The following is a 23,770-nucleotide window of genomic DNA, read 5'->3' on the forward strand; positions in this document are numbered from 1 at the left end:
TCGGAGGGACAATAGGTGTATTCAGTTGTCTTCGCATCCTTGTGGGTTGTGGCTGCGACCATTGTGGCGATGCTGCCGATGCGGCTGCAATTCCCGCCGGGCATCGTGCTGCTGATCTGTGCGCCTGTGGGGATTGTCTGGCTGAGATATGATTTCGGGTGGTTTGTCTCGGTGCTGGCTTTTGCGGGCTTTGTGTCGATGTTCCGAAATCCGATCCGCTATTACTGGCGCCGCTGGACGGGCAGAGAGGTGCAGGAATGAACTTGTCCATTGCTCTGGCCGCGCTGTGGGGAATTGCGGCGAATGTGTTGGCGATGATCCCCAGTAAAGACAATCACTGGACGCGGGCCTATGTCCTGATTGCAGTGGGTATTCCGATCCTGGGATACGTGACGCTACAAAACGGCCCCTGGATCGGGTTGCTGGTTCTGGCAATGGGGATGTCGGTCCTGCGCTGGCCGGTGATTTATCTGGGTCGGTGGCTTAGGCGGTTCACCGGGTCTGCCCGGTAGCGGATACAGCTTGCGTTGTTCCGGCAAATCCGCGATTTAGCGGGCATGGCAAGTCTTCCTACACCGCGTGGCAAACTCTCGGAAAATCGGTCATTGAATGACCTCACATGGCTGCGTGTCGGCGGCCCGGCGGACTATTTGTTCCAGCCTGCTGATCTGGATGACCTCAGGGATTTTCTGCTTGGCCTTCCGGACAACGTTCCTGTTTTTCCGATGGGCGTCGGATCGAACCTGATCGTGCGCGACGGGGGGCTGCGCGCCGTGGTGATCCGGCTGGGGCGCGGGTTCAACGGGATTGAGGTCGATGGCAACACCGTCACCGCAGGGGCCGCCGCGCTGGACGCGCATGTGGCGCGCAAGGCGGCGGATGCGGGGGTTGACCTGACCTTTTTGCGCACCATCCCCGGCTCGGTCGGTGGGGCGGTGCGGATGAATGCAGGCTGCTATGGCAGCTACACATCGGATGTATTGCGCAAGGCCACCATTGTCACGCGACAGGGCGAAGTTCTGGAGCTTGCACCGCAAGACCTGAACTTTCGCTATCGCCAGTCCGACCTGCCCGAAGGGGCGGTGCTGGTGTCTGCCACCTTCCAAGGCCCCAGCGGCGACCCGGACGACCTGCACACCCGTATGGCCGCGCAGCTGCAAAAGCGCGATGAGACGCAACCGACCAAGGACCGCAGCGCTGGATCGACATTTCGCAATCCGGCTGGCTTCTCATCCACGGGCAAGGCGGATGATGTGCATGACCTCAAGGCGTGGAAAGTCATTGACAACGCGGGCATGCGCGGGGCCATCAAGGGCGGCGCGCAGATGAGCCCCAAACACTCAAATTTCCTGATCAATACCGGTGACGCAACCGCCGCTGACCTTGAAGGTCTGGGCGAAGAGGTGCGAAAAAAGGTTTACGAAACAAGCGGCATCACGCTAGAGTGGGAAATCATGCGGGTCGGCGATCCGCTGACAGAATAAAGCCCCAGCCGTCAGACCATAATCAGGCAAATTCAGGCGACGGATCAAAGGCATAAACGCAGTACGGACCACCACATAAGGTCCGGGGACATTGAGGCGCACGTTGGGTATGTCGAGCAGGACAAACCCCAAAGTGGCGGTATTGATGGGCGGCCCCTCGGCGGAACGCGAGGTGTCACTCAGCTCTGGGCGCGAATGCGCGGCCGCCCTTGTGGGAGAAGGCTTTGAAGTGGTTGAGCTGGACGCAGGTCCCGACCTCTATGCGCGCCTTTTGGACATCAAGCCGGATGTGGTTTTCAACGCCTTGCACGGTCGCTGGGGCGAAGATGGCTGTGTGCAGGGCCTGCTGGAATGGATGCGGATTCCGTACACGCATTCCGGCGTTCTGGCCTCGGCATTGGCCATGGACAAGCAACGCAGCAAAGAGGTGTACGAGGCCGAAGGTCTGCCTGTCGTGCCCAGCGTGATCGTGCCCAAGATCGAGGTGATCGAAGTTCACGTGATGGAGCCCCCATACGTGGCCAAGCCCAATAACGAAGGCTCTAGCGTCGGGATCTATATCGTCCACGAAGGCTCGAACGGGCCGCCGCAATTGTCTGAGGATATGCCCGACCATGTGATGGTCGAGAAATACGTGGCGGGCCGCGAGCTGACCGTGACCGTTATGGGCGACCGCCCCTTGACCGTGACCGAGATCATGACCGATGGCGGCTGGTATGACTATGACGCCAAGTACAAGCCGGGCGGGTCCTGGCATGTCCTGCCTGCCGACATCCCGCAAGACATCTTTGACCGCTGCATGGGCTACGCGCTGAAGGCCCACAATGCCTTGGGCTGCCGTGGCGTGTCGCGCACGGATTACCGTTGGGATGACAGCATGGGCGCGGACGGGTTGTTCCTGCTGGAAACCAACACGCAGCCCGGTATGACGCCGACCTCTCTGGTGCCGGAACAGGCTGCGCATATCGGCATGACATTCGGCCAGCTTTGTGCGTGGATGGTGGAGGACGCCTCATGCGACCGCTAAGAGCCACCCGTGCCCCCGTTATTCACCGGTCCAAGCCCCTTTCTGGCCCGGATGCGGATTTCGCGTCGGGGGATCGGCATGCGGTTGAGCCAAAGCTGCGTCTGCGCGGCGGAAAGCTGTTTGGACGCAAGTCTCAGGGCTTTGATCCGGCGCCGTCCCGGCTGAGCTATCGCCTGCAGCGCTGGATGCTGACGCGCGGTGTGCGGCGCGGGCTGAAAGTGGGACTGCCGATTTTCGCGATTTGCGCAGGGTTGGGTCTGTATTTCAGCGCCGAAGACCGGCGTGAGGCCGTTGTGGCCTATGTTAACGACATCAAGACCTCGATCCAGCAACGCCCGGAATTCATGGTCAATCTGATGGCCATCGACGGGGCGGGGCCTGATCTGTCCGAAGATATCCGTGCGTTTGTGCCGCTGGATTTCCCCATGAGCTCTTGGGACATGGATGTCGAACAAATCCGCGACACGATCACCGGGTTGAACCCGGTCAAATCGGCGACCGTGCGCGTGCGGCCCGGCGGCATCCTTCAGGTGGACGTGGTCGAGCGTAAGCCGGTCATCGTCTGGCGGACGCGAGGCGGGATCGCACTGTTGGATGACACGGGCGCGTTTGTGGCCCGCATCGCCTCGCGGAAGGAACACTCGAACCTGCCGTTGATCGCGGGCAAGGGCGCGGATGCGCATGTAGGTGAGGCGCTGCAGCTGATGGCAACCGCCCGCAGCCTGGGCACCCGTGTACGCGGCCTTGTGCGGATAGGTGAGCGGCGCTGGGATCTGGTGCTGGATCGCGGTCAGCGCATCATGCTGCCGACCGAACGCCCCGTGCGCGCGTTAGAGCGTGTGCTGGCCGTGAACGAGGTGCAGGACCTTTTGGAACGCGACGTGGCCGTGGTGGATATGCGCCTTGGCCAGCGTCCGACCATCAGAATGACCAAAGCCGCCAGCGAAGACTGGTGGAACACAAAGACAGACGTGAGTAGCAGGCAGTAACAACCATGATGACCGATCTCTATCAGTCCCAACGGGCAATGCGGCAGATGCGCCGGCAGGCAATGCAACGCGGTGTTGTCGCCATTCTGGACGTGGGCAGTTCCAAGATTGCCTGCCTTGTGCTGCGGTTCGACGGCACCGGACGGCTGAGCGAGGATAACAGCATCGGCTCGCTGGCGGGGCAAACCGGGTTCCGTGTGATCGGCGCTGCGACCACGCGGTCACGCGGGGTGCAGTTCGGTGAAGTCACCGCCATGCAGGAAACCGAGCGCGCGATCCGCACCGCATTGCAAGCTGCGCAGAAGATGGCCGATATTCGGGTCGATCACGTGATTGCCTGTTTCTCGGGCGCGAATCCGCGATCCTATGGTCTGGATGCGCAGGTTGATCTGGAAGGGCAGGTGGTGTCCGAAGCCGAAGTGGGCCGCGTTCTGAACGCCTGTGACGTGCCGGATTACGGCGTCGGGCGCGAGGTGCTGCACGCGCAACCGGTGAACTTTGCGCTGGACAACCGATCAGGCCTGATCGACCCGCGTGGTCAGATGGGGCAGAGCCTGGCCGTGGATATGCACATGCTGACCGTCGATGCGGTGGCGATCCAAAACATCGTACGCTGCATCAAACGTTGTGATTTGGAACTGGCGGGGATTGCGAACTCGGCCTACGTGTCCGGTGTCTCGGCTCTGGTCGAGGACGAGCAGGAGCTGGGCGCGGCCTGTATCGATATGGGCGGCGGCACGACCAGCGTGTCGATCTTCATGAAGAAACATATGATCTATGCCGATTGCGTGCGCATGGGCGGTGATCACGTCACGGCAGATATTTCGATGGGGTTGGGCGTTCCGGCGGCTGTGGCCGAGCGGATCAAGACCTTTAACGGTGGTGTGCATGCAACCGGGGCTGATGATCGTGATCTGATCGACATCGGCGGCGATACCGGCGATTGGGAACATGATCGCCGCACCGTCAGCCGCGCCGAACTGATCGGCATCATGCGCCCGCGCGTCGAAGAGATTCTGGAAGAGGTTCGCGTGCGACTGGATGCAGCCGGGTTCGAACACATGCCCAGCCAACAGATCGTTCTGACCGGAGGCGGCAGCCAGATCATGGGGCTGGACGGCCTTGCAACCCGCATTTTGGGCCAACGCGTGCGTTTGGGGCGCCCGCTGCGTGTTCATGGCCTGCCGCAATCGGCGACCGGGCCGGGGTTCTCATCGGCGGTGGGGCTCAGCTTGTTTGCCGCGCACCCGCAGGACGAATGGTGGGATTTCGAGATTCCGGTCGACACCTATGCGGCCCGACCGCTCAAGCGCGCGATGCGCTGGTTCCGTGACAATTGGTAGAACACTCGCTGCCGCGGTGATCGCCCTGATCCCGGTCGGTGCACAGGCGCAGACCCGGATCACGCCCGAGGCCTTTCTGGACGCCGTCATGGGCAAGACCGTAATGTTCTACGACTATCCCAGCGGATTTCTGGTCGGGACCGAAGAGTTTCTGAGTCGCACCCTCTCGGTCTGGCGGATGGAGGGGCGGGGCTGTGTCTATGGGCAGATCACCACGCCCAATGGTCAGATCTGTTTTCTCTACGATGACGATGAGGATGGCCTGCCCGTGTGCTGGTGGCCCTTTCTGCACGAAGATCGCCTGATGGTGCGGCTGGCAACGTTCAGCCGTGCCGAGGTGCAAGAGATTCGCAGCATCACTGAAGACGGTTTGAATTGTCCAAGTGTCCCGATTGGCTAAGAAAATAGGTTGCAGCCGACGGAATTATCCCCCAAACTATCCACAAGGCCCGTCAGAGGCCCCGCGGCAGGACCCTGAGCAGTTTTCCGCACCCGAAAACCTGAAGATTCGCAAAGTGACGTGCGTGTAGCTGCGGCGCATGCGTCGCTTTTGTTGTGGTGGATTGAGTTCATTCCGCAACATATCGCATTTAATGCGAAATACCGCTGTCGCGTGCCTTATTTCCTCCATATTTTGTAGAATTTGGCGATTTTTGGCGTGACCTTTGGCGTTTCGCTCGGTAGGATTGTCCGTGGATAGGTAAGAAAAACACCGCTTTGGCGGGTCAATAAAACAGGCGGACAGAGCATGACATTGAATCTTTCGATGCCCGGGCACGACGAACTGAAGCCTCGGATTACAGTATTTGGCGTTGGTGGCGCGGGCGGCAATGCTGTCAACAATATGATTGAGAAACAGCTGGATGGCGTCGATTTTGTGGTCGCCAACACTGACGCGCAGGCGCTGCAGCAAAGCCAGTCCTCGGCGCGGGTTCAGCTGGGCGTAAAGGTCACCGAAGGTCTGGGGGCAGGGGCCCGTCCAACCGTGGGTGCCGCGGCAGCCGAAGAAAGCATCGAACAGATCGTCGATCATCTGGCAGGGGCGCACATGTGCTTTATTACTGCCGGTATGGGTGGTGGCACCGGAACGGGCGCGGCTCCGATCATCGCGCAGGCCGCGCGTGAGTTGGGCGTGCTGACCGTGGGTGTTGTCACCAAGCCCTTCCAGTTCGAAGGCGCCAAGCGGATGCGTCAGGCCGAAGACGGTGTTGATGCGCTGCAAAAGGTCGTCGATACACTGATCATTATCCCCAACCAGAACCTCTTCCGTCTGGCCAATGAAAAGACCACGTTCACCGAGGCGTTCTCGATGGCCGATGACGTGCTGTATCAGGGCGTTAAAGGCGTGACCGATCTGATGGTCCGTCCGGGCCTGATCAACCTCGACTTTGCTGATGTGCGCGCCGTGATGGACGAGATGGGCAAAGCGATGATGGGCACCGGTGAGGCCACCGGCGAGGATCGCGCGGTTCAGGCGGCTGAAAAGGCGATTGCCAACCCGCTGCTGGACGAAATCAGCCTGAAAGGGGCCAAGGGCGTTCTGATCAACATCACCGGGTCGCACGACCTGACCTTGTTCGAACTGGACGAAGCGGCAAACCGCATCCGCGAAGAAGTCGACCCCGAGGCCAACATCATCGTCGGCTCGACCTTGGATACCGCGATGGAAGGCGGCATGCGTGTGTCGGTTGTTGCCACGGGTATCGACGCCAGCGAGAAATCCGAGGATGTGCCGGTGGCACGCCGCACCATGTCGGCCCCGCTGACCCGCACCGTTTCCGCAGAAGAGGCGCTGCACGAAGAAGCTCCCGCTGCGGCTGAGCCTGTTGAGGCGCCTGTTGCCTCAGCGGAGCCTGCGCGTGAACCGTCCTTGTTCGAAACCCCGGATGAACCCGCGCAACCGCAGTTCCAGCCGCGGGCAGAACAGGATGATGACGGTCTACCGCCTCCGGCATATCAACCGCGCGTGGCTGAGTTTGAGCCGACGCCCGAGCCGGTTGAACCTGCTCCCGAGAGTTTTGTGGCCCCCCAGCCGCAAGCCGCAGCCGGAACGCCATCACCCGAAGCCCTGCAGCGCCTTCAGGCTGCCGTGCAAAATGTGCCCGCATCCGAGCGCGGCTATGCGGCCCCGCGCCCACAGGCCCCGCAACCGGCCCCGACCGCGCAGGCAGATGCGCAGGATCGTCCCCGGTTTGGGTTCAATCGCCTGATCGACCGGATGACCGGTCACGCGACGGATACTCCGGCGCAGCCGGTGCGCCAGCAGCCACCGATGCGCCAGGCTGACGCAACGGCTCCTGCGCAGGAAGAGGCCGATCCCGAACAGGACCGGATCGAAATTCCCGCATTTCTGCGTCGTCAGGCGAACTGAATACAGTAACAATATCATTGGAAAGGGTCGCCGCTGGGCGACCCTTTTTCGTTTAAAATAAGGTGCTTAACTGTATGTAAGCAGGGTTTTGCCGATCTGTTACAAACATGTTTCATTCAGTTGCAAAGAGTGAGTTGAGCCTTGAACCGCCCTTGCTTAGTTGAGTGTTCAACACGGCCCCTGCGGTCGGACACCACTCACCGAGGTTTATTTTGCAACATACGCTCAAATCTCCGATCACGTTTACAGGCGTTGGGCTGCACAGCGGCAAGCCTGCGACGATGGTCCTGAAACCGGCAGCCGCCGGTCACGGCATCTGGTTCAAACGGACGGATATTGATTTGGGCAATGCGTTGATCCCGGCCATCTATGACGTGGTCGAGCGGACGCCGCTTTGCACCCGGTTGGTGAATGAAGCGAGTGTTTCGGTGTCGACCGTCGAGCACATCATGGCGGCCTTGGCTGGCTGCGGTGTGCATAACGCGGTGATTGAGATTGATGGTCCCGAAGTGCCGATCATGGATGGGTCTTCGATTGATTTCGTACGCGGCATCGTTGCTAAGGGCGTGCGTCGTCAGGCCAGCCCGGTTCTGGCCTTTGAGGTTCTCAAACCTGTCACCGCATCGCGGGAGGGGGCCAGCGCGTCGATTGCACCGGCGGATGGTTTGATCATCGACTTCCATATTGATTTCGAAGACAGCGCCATCGGTTCTCAAACCAAGACGCTGGATATGCGTAATGGATCCTTTGCGCGCGAGCTGAGCGATTGCCGCACCTTCTGCCGTCGCACCGATGTCGAAACGATGCGTGAGAATGGTCTGGCTTTGGGCGGAACGCTGGACAATGCAGTGGTTGTTCAGGGCGATGATGTGCTGACACCCGGCGGGTTCCGCCGCGCAGATGAGGCTGTGCGTCACAAGATGCTGGATGCGCTTGGGGATCTGTACCTGGCTGGTGGCCCGATTCTGGGGCATTTCACTGGTGACAAATCCGGCCACGCGATGACAAATACGCTACTGCGTAAGCTGTTTGAAACACCCGGCGCGGTACGCCCGGTATTGTGCACGCCAGAACAGGCAGCCCGTTTGCCGGGGCAGGGGCTTGTGCGCGACGAAATCCCTGAAGTCGCCTGATTAGTTCAACTCTGTCGACAATTCCGCCAGCGGACGTACTAAGGCGTTTTGCCCCGGAATTATTTGTGCTAAACCAAAGCCCGATCTGGGGCTTACCCCGACAAGAAATACGACAAGGATAGGCGGAATGGTTGGCACCAAAGCGGCAGTCAGAGTCGCAGGCGCGATTCTTCTGGCAGCAGTTTTGACGGCGTGCAGCGACAAAGGCGCAGACCGCAATCAGAACCTGGAAGGCTTTACGCCGGAACAGATTTTCACGCGCGGTGAGTATGAGCTGTCGCAGAATCGCTCGGATGACGCGGCGTGGTACTTCTCGGAAGTTGAACGTCTGTACCCCTATTCCGACTGGGCCAAGCGTGCGTTGATCATGCAGGCGTTCTCGTTCCACTCGGACAAGAACTATGAAGAAAGCCGCGCGGCGGCGCAGCGCTATATCGATTTCTATCCGACAGATGAAGATGCCGCCTATGCGCAGTATCTTCTGGCGCTCAGCTATTATGACCAGATTGACGAAGTAGGTCGCGACCAGGGCCTGACCTTTCAGGCGCTGCAATCGCTGCGCACCGTGATCGAGGTCTATCCCGACAGTGAATACGCCACATCGGCGGTGCTGAAATTCGATCTGGCCTTTGACCATCTGGCGGGTAAAGAAATGGAGATCGGGCGCTATTACCTGCGTCAGGATCACTACACCGCCGCAATCAACCGGTTCCGGGTTGTGGTTGAGGATTTCCAGACCACCACCCACACCGCTGAGGCGCTGTATCGCCTGATCGAGGCTTATCTGTCTCTGGGTCTGGTGGATGAGGCGCAATCGGCCGGTGCGATTCTGGGTTTCAACTACCAGTCCTCGGAATGGTATGATGCGGGCTACAAGCTGCTGACTTCGCGCGGGTTGGAGCTTAAGAGCCGTGGCAATAACTGGCTGAGCCAGATTTACCGTCAGACCATCAAAGGTGAGTGGTTGTAATCGCCATGGCTACAGGCTTGGGACGCTAAGACCCGATGCTGCGCGCCCTTGAGATACGCGACATGCTGATCATTGACCGGCTGGATCTAACCTTCCAGCCGGGTCTGAACGCGTTGACCGGTGAGACCGGGGCAGGCAAGTCGATCCTGCTGGACTCACTGGGCTTTGTGCTCGGGTGGCGCGGGCGCGCGGAACTGGTGCGTCAGGGTGCGGCTCAGGGTGAGGTCATGGCAGAGTTTGAACTGCCCCCGGACCATCCCGCCCATGCGGTGCTGGCCGAGGCTGGGCTGCCCGGTGGGGCAGAGTTGATCCTGCGCCGCGTCAACACCGCCGAAGGGCGCAAAACGGCCTGGGTGAACGATCGTCGTTGCTCGGGCGAGGTGCTGCGGGCCTTGTCCGAGACGTTGATCGAATTGCACGGACAGCATGATGATCGCGGTCTGCTGAACCCGCGCGGCCACCGGGCCATGCTGGATGAATACGCGGGTGTTGGGGATCATCTTGCAGCGGTACGCGCCGCCTGGACCGACATGTCCCGCCTGCGCAAAGCGCTGGCCGAGACCGAGGCCGCGCTGGCGGCGATGCGCGCCGAAGAGGAATTCCTGCGCCACGCCGTGGCCGAGCTGGACAAGCTGGACCCGCAACCGGGCGAAGATGCCGATCTGGACGCTCGCCGCCGGATGATGCAGGGGGCCGAGCGTATACGCGACGATGTGGCGCGTGCGTTCGATCTGCTGGGCGGGCAAGGGGCCGAAGGGGCGATGTCCGACGCCGTGCGCTGGCTCGAAGGTGTGTCAGACAATGCGGGCGGTCAGTTGGAAGAGCCGATTGCCGCGCTGGGTCGCGCCCTGATCGAATTGGGCGAGGCGCAGGACGGCGTGAATACCTGCCTTCAGGCGCTGGATTTCAACCCGGCGGAATTGGAGGCGGCCGAGGAACGGTTGTTCGCGATCCGCGCACTGGCCCGCAAGCACGATGTGGCCCCGGATGATTTGGGCGCTTTTGCCGATACCTTGCGCGACCGGTTGAACCGGCTGGATGCGGGCGATGCGGATATGGCGGATCAGCGCGCCGCGGTCGAGGCTGCTGAGGCCGCATTCAGTCAGGCTGCGACCGAGCTGAGCACAGCGCGCAAACACGCCGCAGGACAGTTGGATACGGCCGTGATGACGGAACTCGCACCGTTGAAAATGGAACGCGCGGTGTTTCAGACCGAAATCACCGCCGCCGATCCGGGCCCCGAGGGTATTGATGCGGTGGCCTTTACGGTGGCAACCAACCCCGGCGCGCCATCCGGCCCGTTGAACAAGATCGCCTCGGGTGGTGAGCTCAGCCGGTTTCTTCTGGCGCTCAAGGTCTGTCTGACGGGTGATGACAGCGCCCGCACCATGATTTTTGATGAGATCGACCGGGGCGTCGGCGGGGCCACTGCGGATGCGGTGGGGCGCCGTCTGGCCGCGTTGGCGCAGGGCGGGCAGGTGCTGGTCGTGACGCACTCACCACAGGTGGCGGCCCGCGCGGCGCATCACTGGCGGGTGCAGAAACAGGTGGCGGACGGGCAGACGCTGTCGACGGTCATTCCGCTGGCCGAACCTGACCGGGTTGACGAGATCGCCCGCATGGTGGCAGGCGACACCATCACGGATGAGGCGCGCGCCGCCGCCCGTGCCTTGCTGGACGCCTAGAGCGTTTCGGGATTACCTGAATCACCCTGCGACATGAATGTCCCGAGAACGCCGCAGGCGTGGCAGGGTATTCGTGTCTCACGTTAAACCCGAACCGCTTTAAGCCCTTCACTGTCGCGCGATCCGGCTTTTATCTGTGCCCTCCGTGGCTTACTAAGGGATATGACCTGATCCCCGAGGGCCAATGACCCAATCGACGCGCACCGTTCTTCGCAACCAGCTAAATCAGGCTTTGGCCGCGATGAAAGAGGCGTGGCGGGTGATGCGGCGACGTGGACCAAGCCAGATCCAGTTCTGGTTCATCGCACTGGCAATCGGGATCGCGGCGGGCTTTATGGCATTGGGCTTTCGCAAGGCGATCCGGGGGTTGCAGGCCTGGGTCTATGACACCGAAGACATCCTGCTGCTGCACAGCCATGTGGAAAAGCTGCCCTGGTTCATCGTTCTGATCACACCGATCATCGGCGGTTTGATCGTAGGGATTATCCTGCACAGGTTTACCGACGATGGCCGTGTGCGCTCGGTCGCTGACGTGATCGAAGGGGCTGCCATCACCGACGGACGGGTCGAGAAAAAGGCCGGAATCGCGTCCTTCTTTGCCTCGCTGGTCACGCTCAGTACCGGGGGGTCAACGGGCCGCGAAGGGCCAGTTGTACATATGGCCGGTGTGATCTCAACCTGGGTCAGTGACCGGATACATGCGGATGGCATCACCGGACGCGACCTGTTGGGATGTGCGGTGGCGGCGGCTGTGTCGGCCAGCTTTAACTCTCCGATCGCGGGGGCCCTGTTTGCGCTTGAGGTTGTGCTGCGCCATTTCGCCGTGCACGCCTTTGCCCCGATTGTCATCGCCTCGGTTGCGGGCACGGTGATCAACCGACTGGAATATGGCGACGTGACCGAGTTTGTGCTGGAGACGCCGGGATCGCTGCAATTCTACGTCGAACTGCCTGCCTTTTTGATCCTTGGCCTGATCTGCGGGCTGGTGTCGCTGGTGCTGATGCGCTCGATCTTTTTTGCCGAGGATATCGGCACCCATATCCAGAACCGCCTGTCTCTGCCGCGTTGGCTGCGCCCGGCGGTGGCGGGGGCGATGCTGGGTCTGCTGGCGATCTGGTTTCCGCATATTATCGGCGTAGGGTATGAGACGACGATCCGCGCGCTGACCGGCGATCTGACCCTGACGGCCGCGATTCTGTTTGCGGTGATGAAAACCGTTGCCGTTGCCGTCACCATGGGGGGGCGTATGGGCGGCGGGGTATTCTCACCCTCGTTGATGGTTGGGGCTCTGACGGGCCTGGCCTTTGGCCTGATTGCCACCGGGCTGCTGCCGGATGTGTCGGGGACGCACACGCTTTATGCCTTTGCCGGGATGGGGGCAGTGGCTGCTGCGGTTCTGGGGGCGCCGATCTCAACCACGATGATTGTCTTTGAGCTGACCGGGGATTGGCAGATCGGGCTTGCGGTGATGGTCTCGGTCTCAATGTCCACTGCTTTGGCGTCGCGCCTTGTCGACCGGTCGTTCTTCCTGACACAGTTGGAGCGGCGTGATGTGCATCTGGCCGCCGGGCCGCAAGCCTACCTGCTGGCGATGCTGCGTGCCGGGGCTGTGATGCGGCCAATCGGCGATCCCCGCTCGATCACCAAGGAACAGGCGCAGGGGTTGATCGAACAGGGCCTGTGCGTGAAAGCCAGCGCAACGCTTGAGGCTGCGATGCCGTACTTCGACCGTGACGACATCCCGTGCATCCCGGTCGTGATCGTGGATGAGGACGGGTGTGAAAACCCTGTGGGCGCGCTTTATCACATAGACGCGCTCAAGGCGTATAACCGGGCTCTGGCGGCCACAGCTGCCGAGGAGCACTCTTAACCGCGATAAACCGTGGCCGCGTCGCCCAGATAATTGTCCCAGGCGAACCAGTACGAGATATGCCCCGCAACTCGTGGCAGTTCCGCGCCGTCCGGTCCGATCAGCGCCTCTTCGGTCAGTTTCCACTTCTGTCCGTTCTGATCCACCAGACCGCTGCCGGATGCCTTGAACTGATGCGATTTTCGTTCATACGCCCGCACAGCACGCTTGTCAGCATTACCGATCAGAACCAGCGGTCGGTTGGCAATTGCGTCATTGATCACACGGGTTCTGCTGAACGCCTCAAGCGGCCAGGCCCGCGCTGCACCGAACTGCCGAATGGTAAAGATGTAATCCTTTTGCTGGTGCTGGGATTGATCGACCAAAGCAGGAAACATCAATTCGGGCGAGGCGAAATATTCGCGATACACCACCCCTGACCCATAGTTGCGCCGATGCCCGGTTGTCAGCGACAGAACGCGGGTCTTGGGGTGCGAGCTCTTCCAGCTTTGCCATGTGGTGATGACGACCGGGCGCTGTTTCAGCTCGATCCCGCTGTTGACCAGCGGCCCGGAAACCGGCTTGCCCGTATATTGGTTCCACAGCGAATTTGTCTCACGGTCGAACATCAGCTTGTTGGACCGGTAGAGGAACCCGGATGAGCCAAAGACCAGAGGTTTTCGCCGACCTGCAACCTGTGTCTCAAACAAAATGCCCGAGCCGCAGAGTGTGCAATAGGCCAGTGCCACCGGCACGCCTCCGATCACCTCGTTGAACATCTCGTGCCAGCCCATGATCCGCAGCGGATAGGCACGCACATCTCCGTTGATCGAGACGCCAAACACCAGATCACCGTCCTTGAGGTAATCGGCACGGTCAGCAGAGATCAGATTGGGATTGTCCAACGAGGGGATACCGTCCTTGAGCACGCCGCCCCAGGTGATCTCTTCCAGTCGGATTTTCATTTTGTCCCGCTGTATATACTCCGGGCGCAGGAAGTCATCAAAGTTTTCGTCGAGGCCCAGCAAGACCTCGCGCTTGAACGGAATCAACGAAGGATGCGGCACCACCTGCGGGTTCTGTTCCTGCCACAGCATCCAGTCGAACCAGTCGGTGCCGATGCTGGTGCCGGTCAGCTGGCGCATGACTTCGGCGATCTCATCACTGCGCCGCCGGGCATAGCGCATGGCGGTGATCAGGGCAGGGACCACATCCGGATTGCCCCGTTGCACCAGAAAGGCCATGCCCTCTTCGAATTCAGAATTGCTGCTGTACAGAGTGGACCTGACGGCCTCAAGCACTGGGTCCTGCTGCGCCCAAAGGGCACCGGGAAGGGCGGCGCTGGCCAACAGTCCTGTGAAAGTGCGGCGCGTGATCGACATGGCATCCTCCGATGGTATCCATGCACATTTTGCACCGTGGGCGGCTCACGTGCATTCAACAGCTGCGTGAACACGCCCGGTTTTATGGCCTGAAGCGGCCGGTTGGTCAGATCAGATTTGCTCGACCTTCACCGACTCGGCCGGGTAGAAGGCCACATAGCCCTTGATTTCACCCATGGCCGATACCGGGTTGTCATAACTCCAGGCGGCGTTCTCGGTCACCGAGGATTTGTTGACGATCGAGAAATGCGTGGCGTCGCCTTTGTGCGGGCAATGCGTGACCTTGTCGGTTTCGTCCAGAAAGGCCATAGCGATATCCGAGCGCGGGAAATAGATCACTGGGGTCAGATCACCTTCGGCCAGTTCCAGCGCCTCATGACTTTCGCCCAGAATGGCACCGCCTGAACGGACGCTCCATTTGCCCGGAGCTTTGCGGATCGTAATCTCAACCATATCTCTTCCCTCGTCTTTCTGGGCCTCTCCTCTGCCCGGTATATGTAACAGTTTCGCGTCAGATTGGCGCGGTTGCGGCATCCAACCACAGTTGCGCGTCATCGCCCAGCCTTGGCCGGATTTTTTCCGCAACCTCGCGGTGATAGGCGTTGAGCCAATCGCGTTCCGCCGTTGTCAGCATCTGGGGCAGGATCAACCGCCGGTCGATGGGTACAAAGGTCAGGGTGCGCCATGCCAGCATCGCGCGTTCGTCGTCACCGCCAGGCAGGGTGGGCGCGTCTTCGACGACAACAAGGTTCTCGATGCGGATGCCAAACGCCCCTTCGCGGTAGTAACCCGGCTCATTCGACAGGATCATCCCCGGCAGCAGCGGCACATGGCTGACCTTGGACAGACGCTGCGGCCCTTCATGCACGCTGAGATAAGCGCCCACGCCATGTCCCACGCCATGGTTGAAGTCCTGCCCTGCGGCCCATAGCGGCGCGCGGGCAAAGGCTTCGATATCCCGTCCGGCCAGACCCACGGGCCAGCGCAGCATCGACAGGTTGATCATGCCTTTCAACACACGGGTGAAGCAGGCTTTTTCCTCATCCCCAACCTCGCCGATGGCGATGGTGCGGGTGATGTCGGTGGTGCCGTCCAGATACTGCCCGCCACTGTCGAGCACCAGAATATGCCCGTCTTCCAGAACGCTGTCGGTCTCCTCGGTCACGCGGTAATGCATGATCGCGCCGTTGGGGCCAGTGCCCGCGATTGTGTCGAAGGAAATATCCTGCAGCGCGTTATCCTTGCGCCGGTTTTCCTCCAGCCGTGTTACGACCTGAGTTTCCGTCAGCGTACCGGGGGCCTGCGCATCCAGCCAGCACAGGGTTTCGATGACAGCCACGGCATCGCGCAGATGGGCTGCGGCGCTGCCCGCGATCTCTGCCGCGTTTTTGCAGGCTTTGGGCAGTGCGCAGGGATCGCCATCGTCGACCATCCGGTCCTGCAACACATCGGCCACGGCCTGGGGCAGAGTGCCCAGATCGACCTGCACCTGGCCTTCAAGCGCCGCGACGGCCTCCAGAAAATCGTCCGGTGCATGAACGCGAACTGCGTCCCCCAGAGGCACCGCCAGCTTTTCCCGGGCCATGAATAGATCCACTTGCCCGCCGGCCTGCAGAATAGCAAAGCCATGCGCCACCGGGTTGTATCCGATGTCCGAGCCCCGGATGTTCAGCAACCACATGATCGAGTCGGGCAGGGTGATGACAGCCGCGCTGCAGTCCGCTTCTCGCAGCGCCTCTGAAAGACGGGCGATCTTGTTATCCGCAGATTCGCCTGCGAATTCCAGCGGGTGCGCCTTGACCGGGTTCATCGGGGCGGGGGGCTGATCCTGCCACACCCGATCCACCAGATTGTCACAGCGCAACAATTCGATACCACTGCCCGCCAACTCTCTCTGAGCTGCGGCGATCTGGCCGGCCGAATGCAGCCAGGGGTCAAACCCCACTTTGCCACCTTTGGGCAATTGATCCTTCAACCATGTGCTCAGGCTGACATCGGGCCACGGCACCGGGGTATAGTCAGACGCAACCTGCGCCTTGACCTGCGTGCGATACCGCCCGTCCACAAAAACACCCGCCACATCCGTCAATGCCGCACAAAAACCGGCCGATCCGGTGAACCCGGTCAGCCATGCCAGACGCTCATCCCGGGGGGCCACATACTCGCCCTGATGCGCATCCGAGCGGGGGATCAGAAATCCGTCCAACCCTTCGCGCGCGAGTTCTTCCCGCAATGCAGCCAAACGCGGAGGGCCCTGTTCCGGGCGCGCGGTCACCTCAAAGGACTGAAACATATCTTACCCCTCCCATACGGGCCTTTGTCTTTTCTTCTATTTGGAAAATACGCCCGCCCGAGGCAAGGCCAGCCCTAGCTGGCCTTTTTCATTCCCATCACGCGGGCCCGCGCCCGCGGGTCGCTGTCGAATAGGGCCGCCAATTGCTCGGTCATGGCACCGGCCAGCTGTTCGACATCCGTGATTGTCACCGCGCGGTCGTAATAGCGGGTCACGTCATGGCCGATACCGATCGCCAAAAGCTCGACCATCTTGCGCTTTTCGACCATCGCGATCACGTCGCGCAGGTGCTTTTCCAGATAATTCGCCGGGTTCACGCTGAGCGTTGAATCGTCGACCGGTGCGCCATCGGAAATCACCATCAGAATCTTGCGCTGTTCACGACGTGCCAACATCCGGCGATGGGCCCATTCCAGAGCCTCACCGTCGATGTTTTCCTTCAGCAGGCCCTCTTTCATCATCAGGCCCAGATTGGGGCGTGCACGCCGCCAGGGGGCATCGGCACCTTTGTAGATGATGTGGCGCAGATCGTTCAGGCGACCGGGCTGCTGCGGGCGGCCATCATTCAGCCATGCCTCACGCGCCTGACCGCCTTTCCATGCGCGGGTGGTAAAGCCCAGAATCTCGACCTTCACATTGCAACGTTCCAGCGTGCGGGCCAGAACATCGGCGCAGATGGCCGCAATTGAGATCGGACGCCCACGCATCGATCCCGAATTGTCCAGCAACAGCGTCACGACCGTGTCGCGGAATTCGGTGTCCTTTTCGACCTTGAAGCTCAGTGGCGTGGTCGGGTTTGCAACCACGCGGGCCAGACGACCGGCATCCAGAATACCTTCTTCACGGTCGAACTCCCAACTGCGGTTCTGTTGCGCCTGCAACCGGCGCTGCAGCTTGTTGGCCAGACGGCTCACAGCGCCTTTCAGCGGCTCAAGCTGCTGGTCCAGATAGGCGCGCAGACGTTCCAGTTCAGCGGGTTCTGCCAGATCTTCAGCCGCGATCTCTTCGTCATGGGTGCTCAGATAGACCTTGTAGTCCGGATCGGCCTCGGATGCGGGCTGCGGGGCAGGCGGTTCCAGCGGAGCCTCCCCCTCGGGCATCTCGGCCTCATCGCCCATCTCTTCATCGGCCATCTCATCCATCGAGACCTGGGCCTGAGATTGATCCTGTTGCTCTTCCTGCGTCTGTTCGGGCGTCGCGTCGGCGTCCTGTTCGTCGGGATCATCCTGACCGGTGCTGTCGGGATCGGGCTGCTCTTCGGCGTCTTCCTCGGCCTGATCTTCCTGCTCGTCGTCCAGCTCATCCGGGTCATCACCCAGCTGGTCGCCATAGCCCAGATCCTTGATCATCTGGCGCGCGAACTTGGCGAATTCGGCCTGATCCGAAAGGATATCGTCAAGGTTTTCCAGCGTCCCGCCGGCTTGTTCCTCGATAAACCCGCGCCACAGATTCATGATGTTGTCAGCCGCAGGCGGCAGGTCTCGCCCGGTGGCCAAATGGCGGATCAGATAGCCCGCCGCAACCGACAAAGGCGCATCCGCGGGCTGTTTGCATTGATCATAACCGCGACGCAGGGCCTCATGCCCGATCTTGACGTCGATATTCGAGGCCGTGCCCGGCATATCCCGCGCGCCCATCGCCTCGCACCGCGCCACCTCCATCGCCTCATAGAGGTCGCGCGCCATATCTCCCGGAGGGGCATAGCGCGCGTGGGTCGCATCATCGTGATAACGCCGCTGCAAGGCCAGAGCGTCCGCCGTTCCGCGCGCCAGCAACACCTCTTCACGCGTCATCCGGCGGCTGACCTGCGGCAGGCGCATCGATTCACCGGACAATCCCGACGGATCGACCGTGTAGGACACGTTCAGTTCAGGATCATCGGCCATGACCTTGGTGGCCTCGGCCAGGGCCTTTTTGAACGGATCAGCAGGGTTGTCGTTCTTTTGTACCATGTGCAGACGCCCTTCGTATTGCATGGGCCCGGAAAGTCAAAGCAGAACCGGATCCACCTTCATCTGGCCAAAAATATCCCCGCCGGAGGCATTGCGCCCGGTACGGGCGCAATTCACTTTTCTTACCCCAGGCTCACGCTCGCGGCGCTTTCGGGCAGTTCCTCATCAAAGCAACGCTGATAGAACTCAGCCACGGTCTGGCGCTCCAGTTCGTCGCATTTGTTCAGGAAAGACAGACGGAACGCATAGCCAACATCGCGGAAAATCTCGGCATTCTGGGCCCAGTTGATCACGGTGCGCGGGCTCATCACTGTGGACAGATCACCGTTCATAAAGGCGGTCCGCGTCAGGTCGGCAACGGTGACCATCTGGCTGACGGTCTTGCGGCCTTTCTCGGTGTTGTAATGCGGTGCCTTCGACAGAACGATCATCGTCTCGGCATCGTGGCTGAGGTAATTCAGCGTCGAGACCAGCGACCAGCGGTCCATCTGCGCCTGGTTGATCTGTTGCGTGCCGTGATACAGACCGGTGGTGTCGCCCAGACCCACGGTGTTTGCGGTGGCGAACAGGCGGAAATTCGGGTTCGGCGTGATGATCTCGTTCTGGTCCAACAGGGTCAACTTGCCGTCATGCTCCAGCACGCGCTGGATCACGAACATCACGTCGGCGCGGCCCGCATCGTATTCGTCGAAGACGATGGCGACGGGGTTACGCAGCGCCCAGGGCAGGATGCCTTCGTGGAATTCGGTGACTTGCTTGCCGTCACGCAGCTTGATCGCGTCCTTACCGATCAGGTCGATCCGGCTGATATGGCTGTCCAGGTTCACACGCACGGCGGGCCAGTTCAGGCGGGCGGCAACCTGCTCGATATGGGTCGATTTCCCGGTGCCGTGATAGCCCTGAATCATCACCCGGCGGTTATGAGTGAAGCCGGCCAGAATCGCCAGCGTGGTCTCTGGGTCAAACTTATAGGTCGGGTCGATGGCCGGAACCCGGTCACTGCGCTCGGCAAAGCCCTTGACCGCCATATCGCTGTCAATGCCGAACACGTCACGGACCGAGATATCCTCGGTTGGTTTTGCGTTGATGTCGATCGATCCGTCAGCCATGCGCCTTGTCCTTATCCTTTGGCCCGTCTTGCCGGGTTTGAACCCGTGTGTGGTGCAACATATTACGGGCAAGGGCAAGGGAAAGAGAGACCGTGCAGAAGCTGACCAGATGTTTCTTCGAAACTGGAGTTAAGATGACAGCGGGTCGAAGGGGTTTGCCCCCGGGATTACCACATTCTTTGGTCCCTAAAGCGATAACCACAGTTTCCCTTGTTTGAACCCGCCCCGGACCAGGCTGTTTTGGTGCACGCCGGGAAAATGGGTATCCCAATCGCGAAAACGATCATTTGTGACCACGCGTGCCTTGTGATCCTGTGCCGCCCGCAGGATCAGAGGGTCCGCTGGCGTTCCCTTTGGGGCAATCATGACGCAATCGACCGGCAGTTTGAGCAGTCTGGCGAAATCACGGTCATTCAGGTAGCGATCTGCGATCTTGTACCCGGCGTTGGCGTCGAACACGACCGCAGGCCGTAAACCTGCCGTCTTGAGCGCGGCAAGAACTTCGCGCAGCGTCTTGAGGTCGGGTTTTCCGTTCCTCCAATGCATCACATTCGAACCGTCGAGGATGATCCAGTCGCCAGAGGGCCCGCGCTGTTTGCGCCACGCCCGCAGCAGCAGGATCAGGCTTGCCACCGCGCAGGAAGAGGCCAGCAACAGCCATTCGGGCTGAGCGGGCAGGAAAATCGCGGCGGTCATTCCGCAGAGCGACGTCAAAAACAGGACAAAGGGCGTGCGCAATGCCGAACCTCGGGAAAGACAGGATTCAAATCGGTTCGACAATGGGGTTCAAATTCGGGATTTTCCAGCCCGAATTCGATAAAGGGTTGCGGCTTTTCGAAGGCGCCCGGGCCTTACTTAAAGTTCCGGCTGTCCTTGATCTGATCCCAGGCCCAGACGACCTCTTGCAGCTGTTCTTCCTGGCTGCGGTCGCCGCCGTTCATGTCAGGGTGCAGGACCTTGATCAGCTTTTTGTAGGCCTTGCGGACCTCGGCCTTGGACCAGCAGTCATTGGCTTCCAGAATCTCGATGGCACGGCGCTCGGTCGGGGGCAGGCGGCGGCCACCACCGCCCGATGTGCGGCCCTTGTTCTGGGTACTGTTCGACCCCAGAACCTGATGCGGGTCTTCGATGCCCAGACGGGCCCAGGCGCGGGCTTCGGGGTCGCCCATGGGCTTGGTCTCACGCTCCCATACCTTGTCCTTGGAGCGTTGCGCGTTAAGTTCAGCCTCGGTGGTGCCGTCGAAAAAGTTCCATTTCTGGTTATACTCACGCACGTGCTGCTGGCAGAACCAGAAAAAGTCGTCCAGCACATCCGGCGCTTTGGGCGCGCGGTACTTGCCTGGTTCTTCACAACCGGGATGATCACAGATTCGCACCGATGTCTCAGACGCGCCCGACATGCCCCGACGCCCGCGCGGGTTCTTTTTCTTGGCGCTGGAGACGGACATATCGAATCCGAAAGGGTCTGATTTCGTCATGCTGTGATCCTTAAGAACGCATCTTCTCGACTCGGAGGCAGCAGTTTAGTCTAAGCAGCCGAAAGTAGAAGAGGGGGGCGGTAAAATTTTTGCCGCTGAGCGAAAAAATGAGCGTGACCGACGAGATTAAAACCCGCCTGCAAGACGCCTTTGATCCGCATGAGCTTGAGGTGGTCGACGACAGCGAAAGCCACCGGGGCCATGCGGGCTTTCAGGAGGGGGGCGAAAGCCATTTCAACGTTCGCATCCGCGCCGCAGCGTTCGAAGGGCAGTCACGCGTTGCGCGACATCGCGCCGTCCATAAGGCGCTGGGCGATATCGTACCGCGCATTCACGCGCTGGCGTTGGATATCGGCGTGTAGGCGACAATTTACCTTCGGGAGGGGCAGGATGGTTAAAAAAGAGGCTGAGCTTTGTTTCGAGACTGTCCTGACCTGTCCGATTTGCGGCCATGTTGAACGGGAAACAATGCCCACGGATATGTGCCAGTGGTTTTACGAATGCAAATCCTGTCACACAGTGCTGAAACCCCAAAAGGGTGACTGTTGTGTCTTTTGTTCCTACGCAACGGTTCCATGCCCGCCGATACAAAGCGGCGCGGCGTGTTGCGGGTGACCCAGATCAGGGTTTCTCCGGTTGCTCAGCGGGGGCCTCGGCCCCTTTCAGCGACAAAGGCGGCTCTTTGGGGGCGGCGGCAATGGGGGCGGGGGGTGTCACCGCGTCCGGTCCGGGGATCGGTCTTGCTTTTACGACGTCTTCCTCGGTGTCTTCTTCTTGGACCAGTGCGCGCGTAGACACGAAATCAGCCAGGACCTCACGACGAAAGACCAGGACATTGCGCCAGTTCACGGTCGAACTGGTCAGGCCCGAGCGTTCCTCGCTGGGCAGCAACTCGGCGCGCTGGTATTCCCAGCCGTCCTGACCCATTTGGTTCAACACTTGTTCGATGGATGCGGCGAACCGGCCCTCGGCGGTTTTTACGCCCTTGGCTTTGGTGCCTTTTTGCGGGGCGGGGACGACTTTGTATTCGTAGCGCTGCATCGGATCTTCCTGATTGCCGGGTTCACGCAATCTAACATGTTGTTGGTTTTGGGAAAGTCATCATCTGCCAGAAACGGGCGGAAAAGAAAAACGGCGGGGATTTTGTGCAAAACCCCGCCGTTTCAATGTCTTTTGACGCGGTGTTTATCCGCCCAGCTTTTGGCTTACCAACTCGTTCACGGCCTTGGGATTGGCCTTGCCGCCGGTGGCTTTCATCACCTGACCGACGAACCAACCTGCCAGTTTCGGGTTCACCTTGGCCTTTTCGACCTGCGCCGGATTGGCGGCGATGATCTCGTCCAGAGCGGCCTCGATGGCGCCGGTGTCGGTCACCTGTTTCATGCCGCGTTCTTCGACGATCTGAGCCGGGTCGCCGCCTTCGGTATAGACGATTTCGAACAGGTCTTTGGCGATCTTGCCCGAGATGGCGTCCGATGAAATCAGGTCGATGATCCCGCCCAACTGCGCCGGAGAAACGGGCGAGTCGGTGATGTCGTGGTCTTCTTTCTTCAACCGGCCAAACAGCTCGTTGATGACCCAGTTCGCGGCCAGTTTACCGTTGCGGCCTTTTGCGACCTCTTCGAAATAGGCGGCGCTTTCGACCTCGGCAGTCAGAACCGATGCGTCATAGTCGGTCAATCCAAACGCTTCGATGAACCGTGCCTTTTTGGCGTCGGGCAGTTCCGGCAATTTGGCGGCGATGTCGTCCACCCATGCCTGCTCAATCTCAAGCGGCAGCAGGTCGGGGTCGGGGAAATAGCGGTAATCATGCGCTTCTTCCTTGGACCGCATGGACCGCGTCTCGCCCTTGTCCGGGTCATACAGACGGGTTTCCTGATCGACGGTGCCACCACCTTCGACGATGGCGATCTGACGACGGGCTTCGACCTCAATCGCTTGCTGGATGAACCGCATCGAGTTCATGTTCTTGATCTCACACCGCGTGCCCAGATGCGAGAAGTCCTGCGTTTCCTGGTACTTTTCATAAGCCCCCGGCAAACAGATCGAGACGTTCACGTCCGCCCGCAAGTTACCGTTCTGCATGTTGCCGTCGCAGGTGCCCAGATAGCGCATGATCTGGCGCAGCTTGGCGATATAGGCGGCGGCCTCTTCGGGGCCACGGATGTCGGGGCGGCTGACGATCTCCATCAGGCAAACGCCCGTGCGGTTCAGGTCGACAAAGGACATATGCGGGTCCATGTCGTGGATCGATTTGCCCGCGTCCTGCTCCATATGGATGCGTTCGATGCGCACCATGCGTGCGGTGCCATCGCCCATTTCGACCAGCACTTCGCCTTCGCCCACGATGGGGTGGTACAGTTGGGAAATCTGGTAACCCTGCGGCAGGTCAGGGTAGAAATAGTTCTTGCGGTCAAAGGCGGACTTCAGGTTGATATCCGCTTTCAGGCCCAGCCCGGTGCGCACGGCCTGTTCCACGCAATATTCATTGATCACCGGCAGCATGCCCGGCATCGCCGCATCCACAAAGGCCACGTTCGAGTTCGGCTCGGCCCCGAATTGGGTCGACGCGCCCGAGAACAGTTTGGCATTCGATGAGACCTGCGCGTGCACCTCCATCCCGATCACCAGTTCCCAATCGTGCTTGGCCCCGGCAATGGTTTTGATTTTGGGCATTTCGTATGTCAGGTCGAGCATGTCGCGCC

General features: G+C 60.5%; 23 protein-coding genes. 14 read left to right on the forward strand and 9 right to left on the reverse strand.

The window, feature by feature from the left end:
* The first annotated feature begins 15 nt into the window (after positions 1-15).
* The 12 genes from ACR0J5_RS02710 (at position 16) to ACR0J5_RS02765 (ending at position 12,872) form a co-directional block, all read left to right on the forward strand.
* Positions 16-261, forward strand: coding sequence for a DUF2484 family protein (locus ACR0J5_RS02710; protein ID WP_480650309.1), 246 nt, complete (start codon positions 16-18; stop codon positions 259-261).
* Positions 258-512, forward strand: coding sequence for a DUF2484 family protein (locus ACR0J5_RS02715; RefSeq protein WP_480650310.1), 255 nt, complete (start codon positions 258-260; stop codon positions 510-512). The genes ACR0J5_RS02710 and ACR0J5_RS02715 overlap by 4 nt, the downstream gene beginning before the upstream one ends.
* 45 nt (positions 513-557) lie before the next feature.
* Complete coding sequence (gene murB, locus ACR0J5_RS02720; protein WP_480650311.1) at positions 558-1,484, forward strand: UDP-N-acetylmuramate dehydrogenase; 927 nt, start codon at positions 558-560, stop codon at positions 1,482-1,484.
* A gap of 109 nt (positions 1,485-1,593) precedes the next feature.
* Complete coding sequence (locus ACR0J5_RS02725) at positions 1,594-2,511, forward strand: D-alanine--D-alanine ligase (RefSeq protein ID WP_480650312.1); 918 nt, start codon at positions 1,594-1,596, stop codon at positions 2,509-2,511.
* On the forward strand, positions 2,499-3,500 hold the full coding sequence (locus tag ACR0J5_RS02730; protein WP_480650313.1) for a cell division protein FtsQ/DivIB: 1,002 nt from the start codon (positions 2,499-2,501) through the stop codon (positions 3,498-3,500). Before ACR0J5_RS02725 ends, ACR0J5_RS02730 begins: the two co-directional genes overlap by 13 nt.
* Before the next feature lie 8 nt (positions 3,501-3,508).
* Positions 3,509-4,843 carry a cell division protein FtsA gene (ftsA, locus tag ACR0J5_RS02735; RefSeq protein ID WP_480650314.1) on the forward strand — a complete coding sequence of 445 codons (1,335 nt, stop codon included), beginning with the start codon at positions 3,509-3,511 and terminating at the stop codon, positions 4,841-4,843.
* Positions 4,830-5,243: a hypothetical protein gene (locus ACR0J5_RS02740; protein ID WP_480650315.1), complete on the forward strand. Its 414-nt coding sequence runs from the start codon at positions 4,830-4,832 to the stop codon at positions 5,241-5,243. Before ftsA ends, ACR0J5_RS02740 begins: the two co-directional genes overlap by 14 nt.
* Before the next feature lie 348 nt (positions 5,244-5,591).
* The gene (ftsZ, locus tag ACR0J5_RS02745; protein ID WP_480650316.1) at positions 5,592-7,214 is read left to right on the forward strand and encodes a cell division protein FtsZ; all 1,623 of its coding nucleotides are present in this window, start codon (positions 5,592-5,594) and stop codon (positions 7,212-7,214) included.
* A gap of 212 nt (positions 7,215-7,426) precedes the next feature.
* Positions 7,427-8,347: a UDP-3-O-acyl-N-acetylglucosamine deacetylase gene (lpxC, locus tag ACR0J5_RS02750; RefSeq protein ID WP_480650317.1), complete on the forward strand. Its 921-nt coding sequence runs from the start codon at positions 7,427-7,429 to the stop codon at positions 8,345-8,347.
* A 127-nt stretch (positions 8,348-8,474) separates the two neighbouring features.
* The gene (locus tag ACR0J5_RS02755) at positions 8,475-9,317 is read left to right on the forward strand and encodes an outer membrane protein assembly factor BamD (protein ID WP_480650318.1); all 843 of its coding nucleotides are present in this window, start codon (positions 8,475-8,477) and stop codon (positions 9,315-9,317) included.
* 35 nt (positions 9,318-9,352) lie between these two features.
* Positions 9,353-11,002 (forward strand): DNA repair protein RecN, encoded by a 1,650-nt coding sequence (recN, locus tag ACR0J5_RS02760; protein WP_480650319.1) that lies wholly within the window; start codon positions 9,353-9,355, stop codon positions 11,000-11,002.
* Positions 11,003-11,186: 184 nt separating this feature from the next.
* Positions 11,187-12,872, forward strand: a complete 1,686-nt coding sequence (locus tag ACR0J5_RS02765) for a chloride channel protein (RefSeq protein ID WP_480650320.1) — start codon at positions 11,187-11,189, stop codon at positions 12,870-12,872.
* On the opposite strand, the gene ACR0J5_RS02770 is transcribed toward ACR0J5_RS02765, so the two are convergent.
* The 7 genes from ACR0J5_RS02770 to ACR0J5_RS02800 form a co-directional block, all read right to left on the reverse strand.
* A complete protein-coding gene (locus tag ACR0J5_RS02770) occupies positions 12,869-14,233 on the reverse strand; it encodes a DUF3179 domain-containing protein (protein ID WP_480650321.1) in 1,365 nt (454 codons plus the stop codon). The genes ACR0J5_RS02765 and ACR0J5_RS02770 overlap by 4 nt on opposite strands.
* 111 nt (positions 14,234-14,344) lie before the next feature.
* A complete protein-coding gene (locus tag ACR0J5_RS02775; protein WP_480650322.1) occupies positions 14,345-14,686 on the reverse strand; it encodes a DUF427 domain-containing protein in 342 nt (113 codons plus the stop codon).
* Between the two features lie 58 nt (positions 14,687-14,744).
* Positions 14,745-16,526 (reverse strand): aminopeptidase P family protein, encoded by a 1,782-nt coding sequence (locus tag ACR0J5_RS02780; RefSeq protein ID WP_480650323.1) that lies wholly within the window; start codon positions 16,524-16,526, stop codon positions 14,745-14,747.
* 74 nt (positions 16,527-16,600) lie between these two features.
* Entirely contained in the window at positions 16,601-18,478 is a 1,878-nt protein-coding gene (cobT, locus tag ACR0J5_RS02785) for a cobaltochelatase subunit CobT (protein WP_480650324.1), read from the reverse strand.
* Between the two features lie 122 nt (positions 18,479-18,600).
* Complete coding sequence (gene cobS, locus ACR0J5_RS02790) at positions 18,601-19,587, reverse strand: cobaltochelatase subunit CobS (RefSeq protein WP_480650325.1); 987 nt, start codon at positions 19,585-19,587, stop codon at positions 18,601-18,603.
* A gap of 186 nt (positions 19,588-19,773) precedes the next feature.
* Positions 19,774-20,283: an NYN domain-containing protein gene (locus ACR0J5_RS02795; protein WP_480650326.1), complete on the reverse strand. Its 510-nt coding sequence runs from the start codon at positions 20,281-20,283 to the stop codon at positions 19,774-19,776.
* Between the two features lie 155 nt (positions 20,284-20,438).
* On the reverse strand, positions 20,439-21,065 hold the full coding sequence (locus ACR0J5_RS02800; RefSeq protein WP_480650327.1) for a J domain-containing protein: 627 nt from the start codon (positions 21,063-21,065) through the stop codon (positions 20,439-20,441).
* A 107-nt stretch (positions 21,066-21,172) separates the two neighbouring features.
* On the opposite strand from ACR0J5_RS02800, the gene ACR0J5_RS02805 reads away from it, so the two are divergent.
* Together ACR0J5_RS02805 and ACR0J5_RS02810 are read left to right on the forward strand one after the other, a co-directional pair.
* Entirely contained in the window at positions 21,173-21,427 is a 255-nt protein-coding gene (locus ACR0J5_RS02805; protein WP_480650328.1) for a BolA family protein, read from the forward strand.
* A gap of 28 nt (positions 21,428-21,455) precedes the next feature.
* Entirely contained in the window at positions 21,456-21,680 is a 225-nt protein-coding gene (locus ACR0J5_RS02810; RefSeq protein ID WP_480650329.1) for a GDCCVxC domain-containing (seleno)protein, read from the forward strand.
* A 6-nt stretch (positions 21,681-21,686) separates the two neighbouring features.
* Here the strand turns inward: ACR0J5_RS02810 and ACR0J5_RS02815 are convergent, their stop codons facing one another.
* Both ACR0J5_RS02815 and gatB read right to left on the reverse strand, forming a co-directional pair.
* Positions 21,687-22,106, reverse strand: a complete 420-nt coding sequence (locus ACR0J5_RS02815) for a DUF4177 domain-containing protein (RefSeq protein WP_480650330.1) — start codon at positions 22,104-22,106, stop codon at positions 21,687-21,689.
* A gap of 144 nt (positions 22,107-22,250) precedes the next feature.
* A complete protein-coding gene (gatB, locus tag ACR0J5_RS02820) occupies positions 22,251-23,762 on the reverse strand; it encodes an Asp-tRNA(Asn)/Glu-tRNA(Gln) amidotransferase subunit GatB (RefSeq protein ID WP_480650331.1) in 1,512 nt (503 codons plus the stop codon).
* Positions 23,763-23,770: the final 8 nt, after the last annotated feature.

This window comes from Ruegeria sp. BE1, assembly GCF_056538885.1.

Bases quoted from the DNA above. Each gene is read 5' to 3' on its own strand.
- ACR0J5_RS02780 (WP_480650323.1), bottom strand. From the start codon at position 16,526: ATGTTTCAGTCCTTTGAGGTGACCGCGCGCCCGGAACAGGGCCCTCCG.
- ACR0J5_RS02715 (WP_480650310.1), top strand. From the start codon at position 258: ATGAACTTGTCCATTGCTCTGGCCGCGCTGTGGGGAATTGCGGCGAAT.
- ACR0J5_RS02730 (WP_480650313.1), top strand. From the start codon at position 2,499: ATGCGACCGCTAAGAGCCACCCGTGCCCCCGTTATTCACCGGTCCAAG.
- ACR0J5_RS02810 (WP_480650329.1), top strand. From the start codon at position 21,456: ATGGTTAAAAAAGAGGCTGAGCTTTGTTTCGAGACTGTCCTGACCTGT.
- ACR0J5_RS02815 (WP_480650330.1), bottom strand. From the start codon at position 22,106: ATGCAGCGCTACGAATACAAAGTCGTCCCCGCCCCGCAAAAAGGCACC.
- ACR0J5_RS02765 (WP_480650320.1), top strand. From the start codon at position 11,187: ATGACCCAATCGACGCGCACCGTTCTTCGCAACCAGCTAAATCAGGCT.
- ACR0J5_RS02755 (WP_480650318.1), top strand. From the start codon at position 8,475: ATGGTTGGCACCAAAGCGGCAGTCAGAGTCGCAGGCGCGATTCTTCTG.
- gatB (WP_480650331.1), bottom strand. From the start codon at position 23,762: ATGCTCGACCTGACATACGAAATGCCCAAAATCAAAACCATTGCCGGG.
- cobS (WP_480650325.1), bottom strand. From the start codon at position 19,587: ATGGCTGACGGATCGATCGACATCAACGCAAAACCAACCGAGGATATC.
- ACR0J5_RS02795 (WP_480650326.1), bottom strand. From the start codon at position 20,283: ATGACCGCCGCGATTTTCCTGCCCGCTCAGCCCGAATGGCTGTTGCTG.
- ACR0J5_RS02805 (WP_480650328.1), top strand. From the start codon at position 21,173: ATGAGCGTGACCGACGAGATTAAAACCCGCCTGCAAGACGCCTTTGAT.
- ftsZ (WP_480650316.1), top strand. From the start codon at position 5,592: ATGACATTGAATCTTTCGATGCCCGGGCACGACGAACTGAAGCCTCGG.
- ACR0J5_RS02725 (WP_480650312.1), top strand. From the start codon at position 1,594: ATGTCGAGCAGGACAAACCCCAAAGTGGCGGTATTGATGGGCGGCCCC.
- ACR0J5_RS02800 (WP_480650327.1), bottom strand. From the start codon at position 21,065: ATGACGAAATCAGACCCTTTCGGATTCGATATGTCCGTCTCCAGCGCC.
- ACR0J5_RS02775 (WP_480650322.1), bottom strand. From the start codon at position 14,686: ATGGTTGAGATTACGATCCGCAAAGCTCCGGGCAAATGGAGCGTCCGT.
- murB (WP_480650311.1), top strand. From the start codon at position 558: ATGGCAAGTCTTCCTACACCGCGTGGCAAACTCTCGGAAAATCGGTCA.
- recN (WP_480650319.1), top strand. From the start codon at position 9,353: ATGCTGCGCGCCCTTGAGATACGCGACATGCTGATCATTGACCGGCTG.
- ftsA (WP_480650314.1), top strand. From the start codon at position 3,509: ATGACCGATCTCTATCAGTCCCAACGGGCAATGCGGCAGATGCGCCGG.
- ACR0J5_RS02770 (WP_480650321.1), bottom strand. From the start codon at position 14,233: ATGTCGATCACGCGCCGCACTTTCACAGGACTGTTGGCCAGCGCCGCC.
- cobT (WP_480650324.1), bottom strand. From the start codon at position 18,478: ATGGTACAAAAGAACGACAACCCTGCTGATCCGTTCAAAAAGGCCCTG.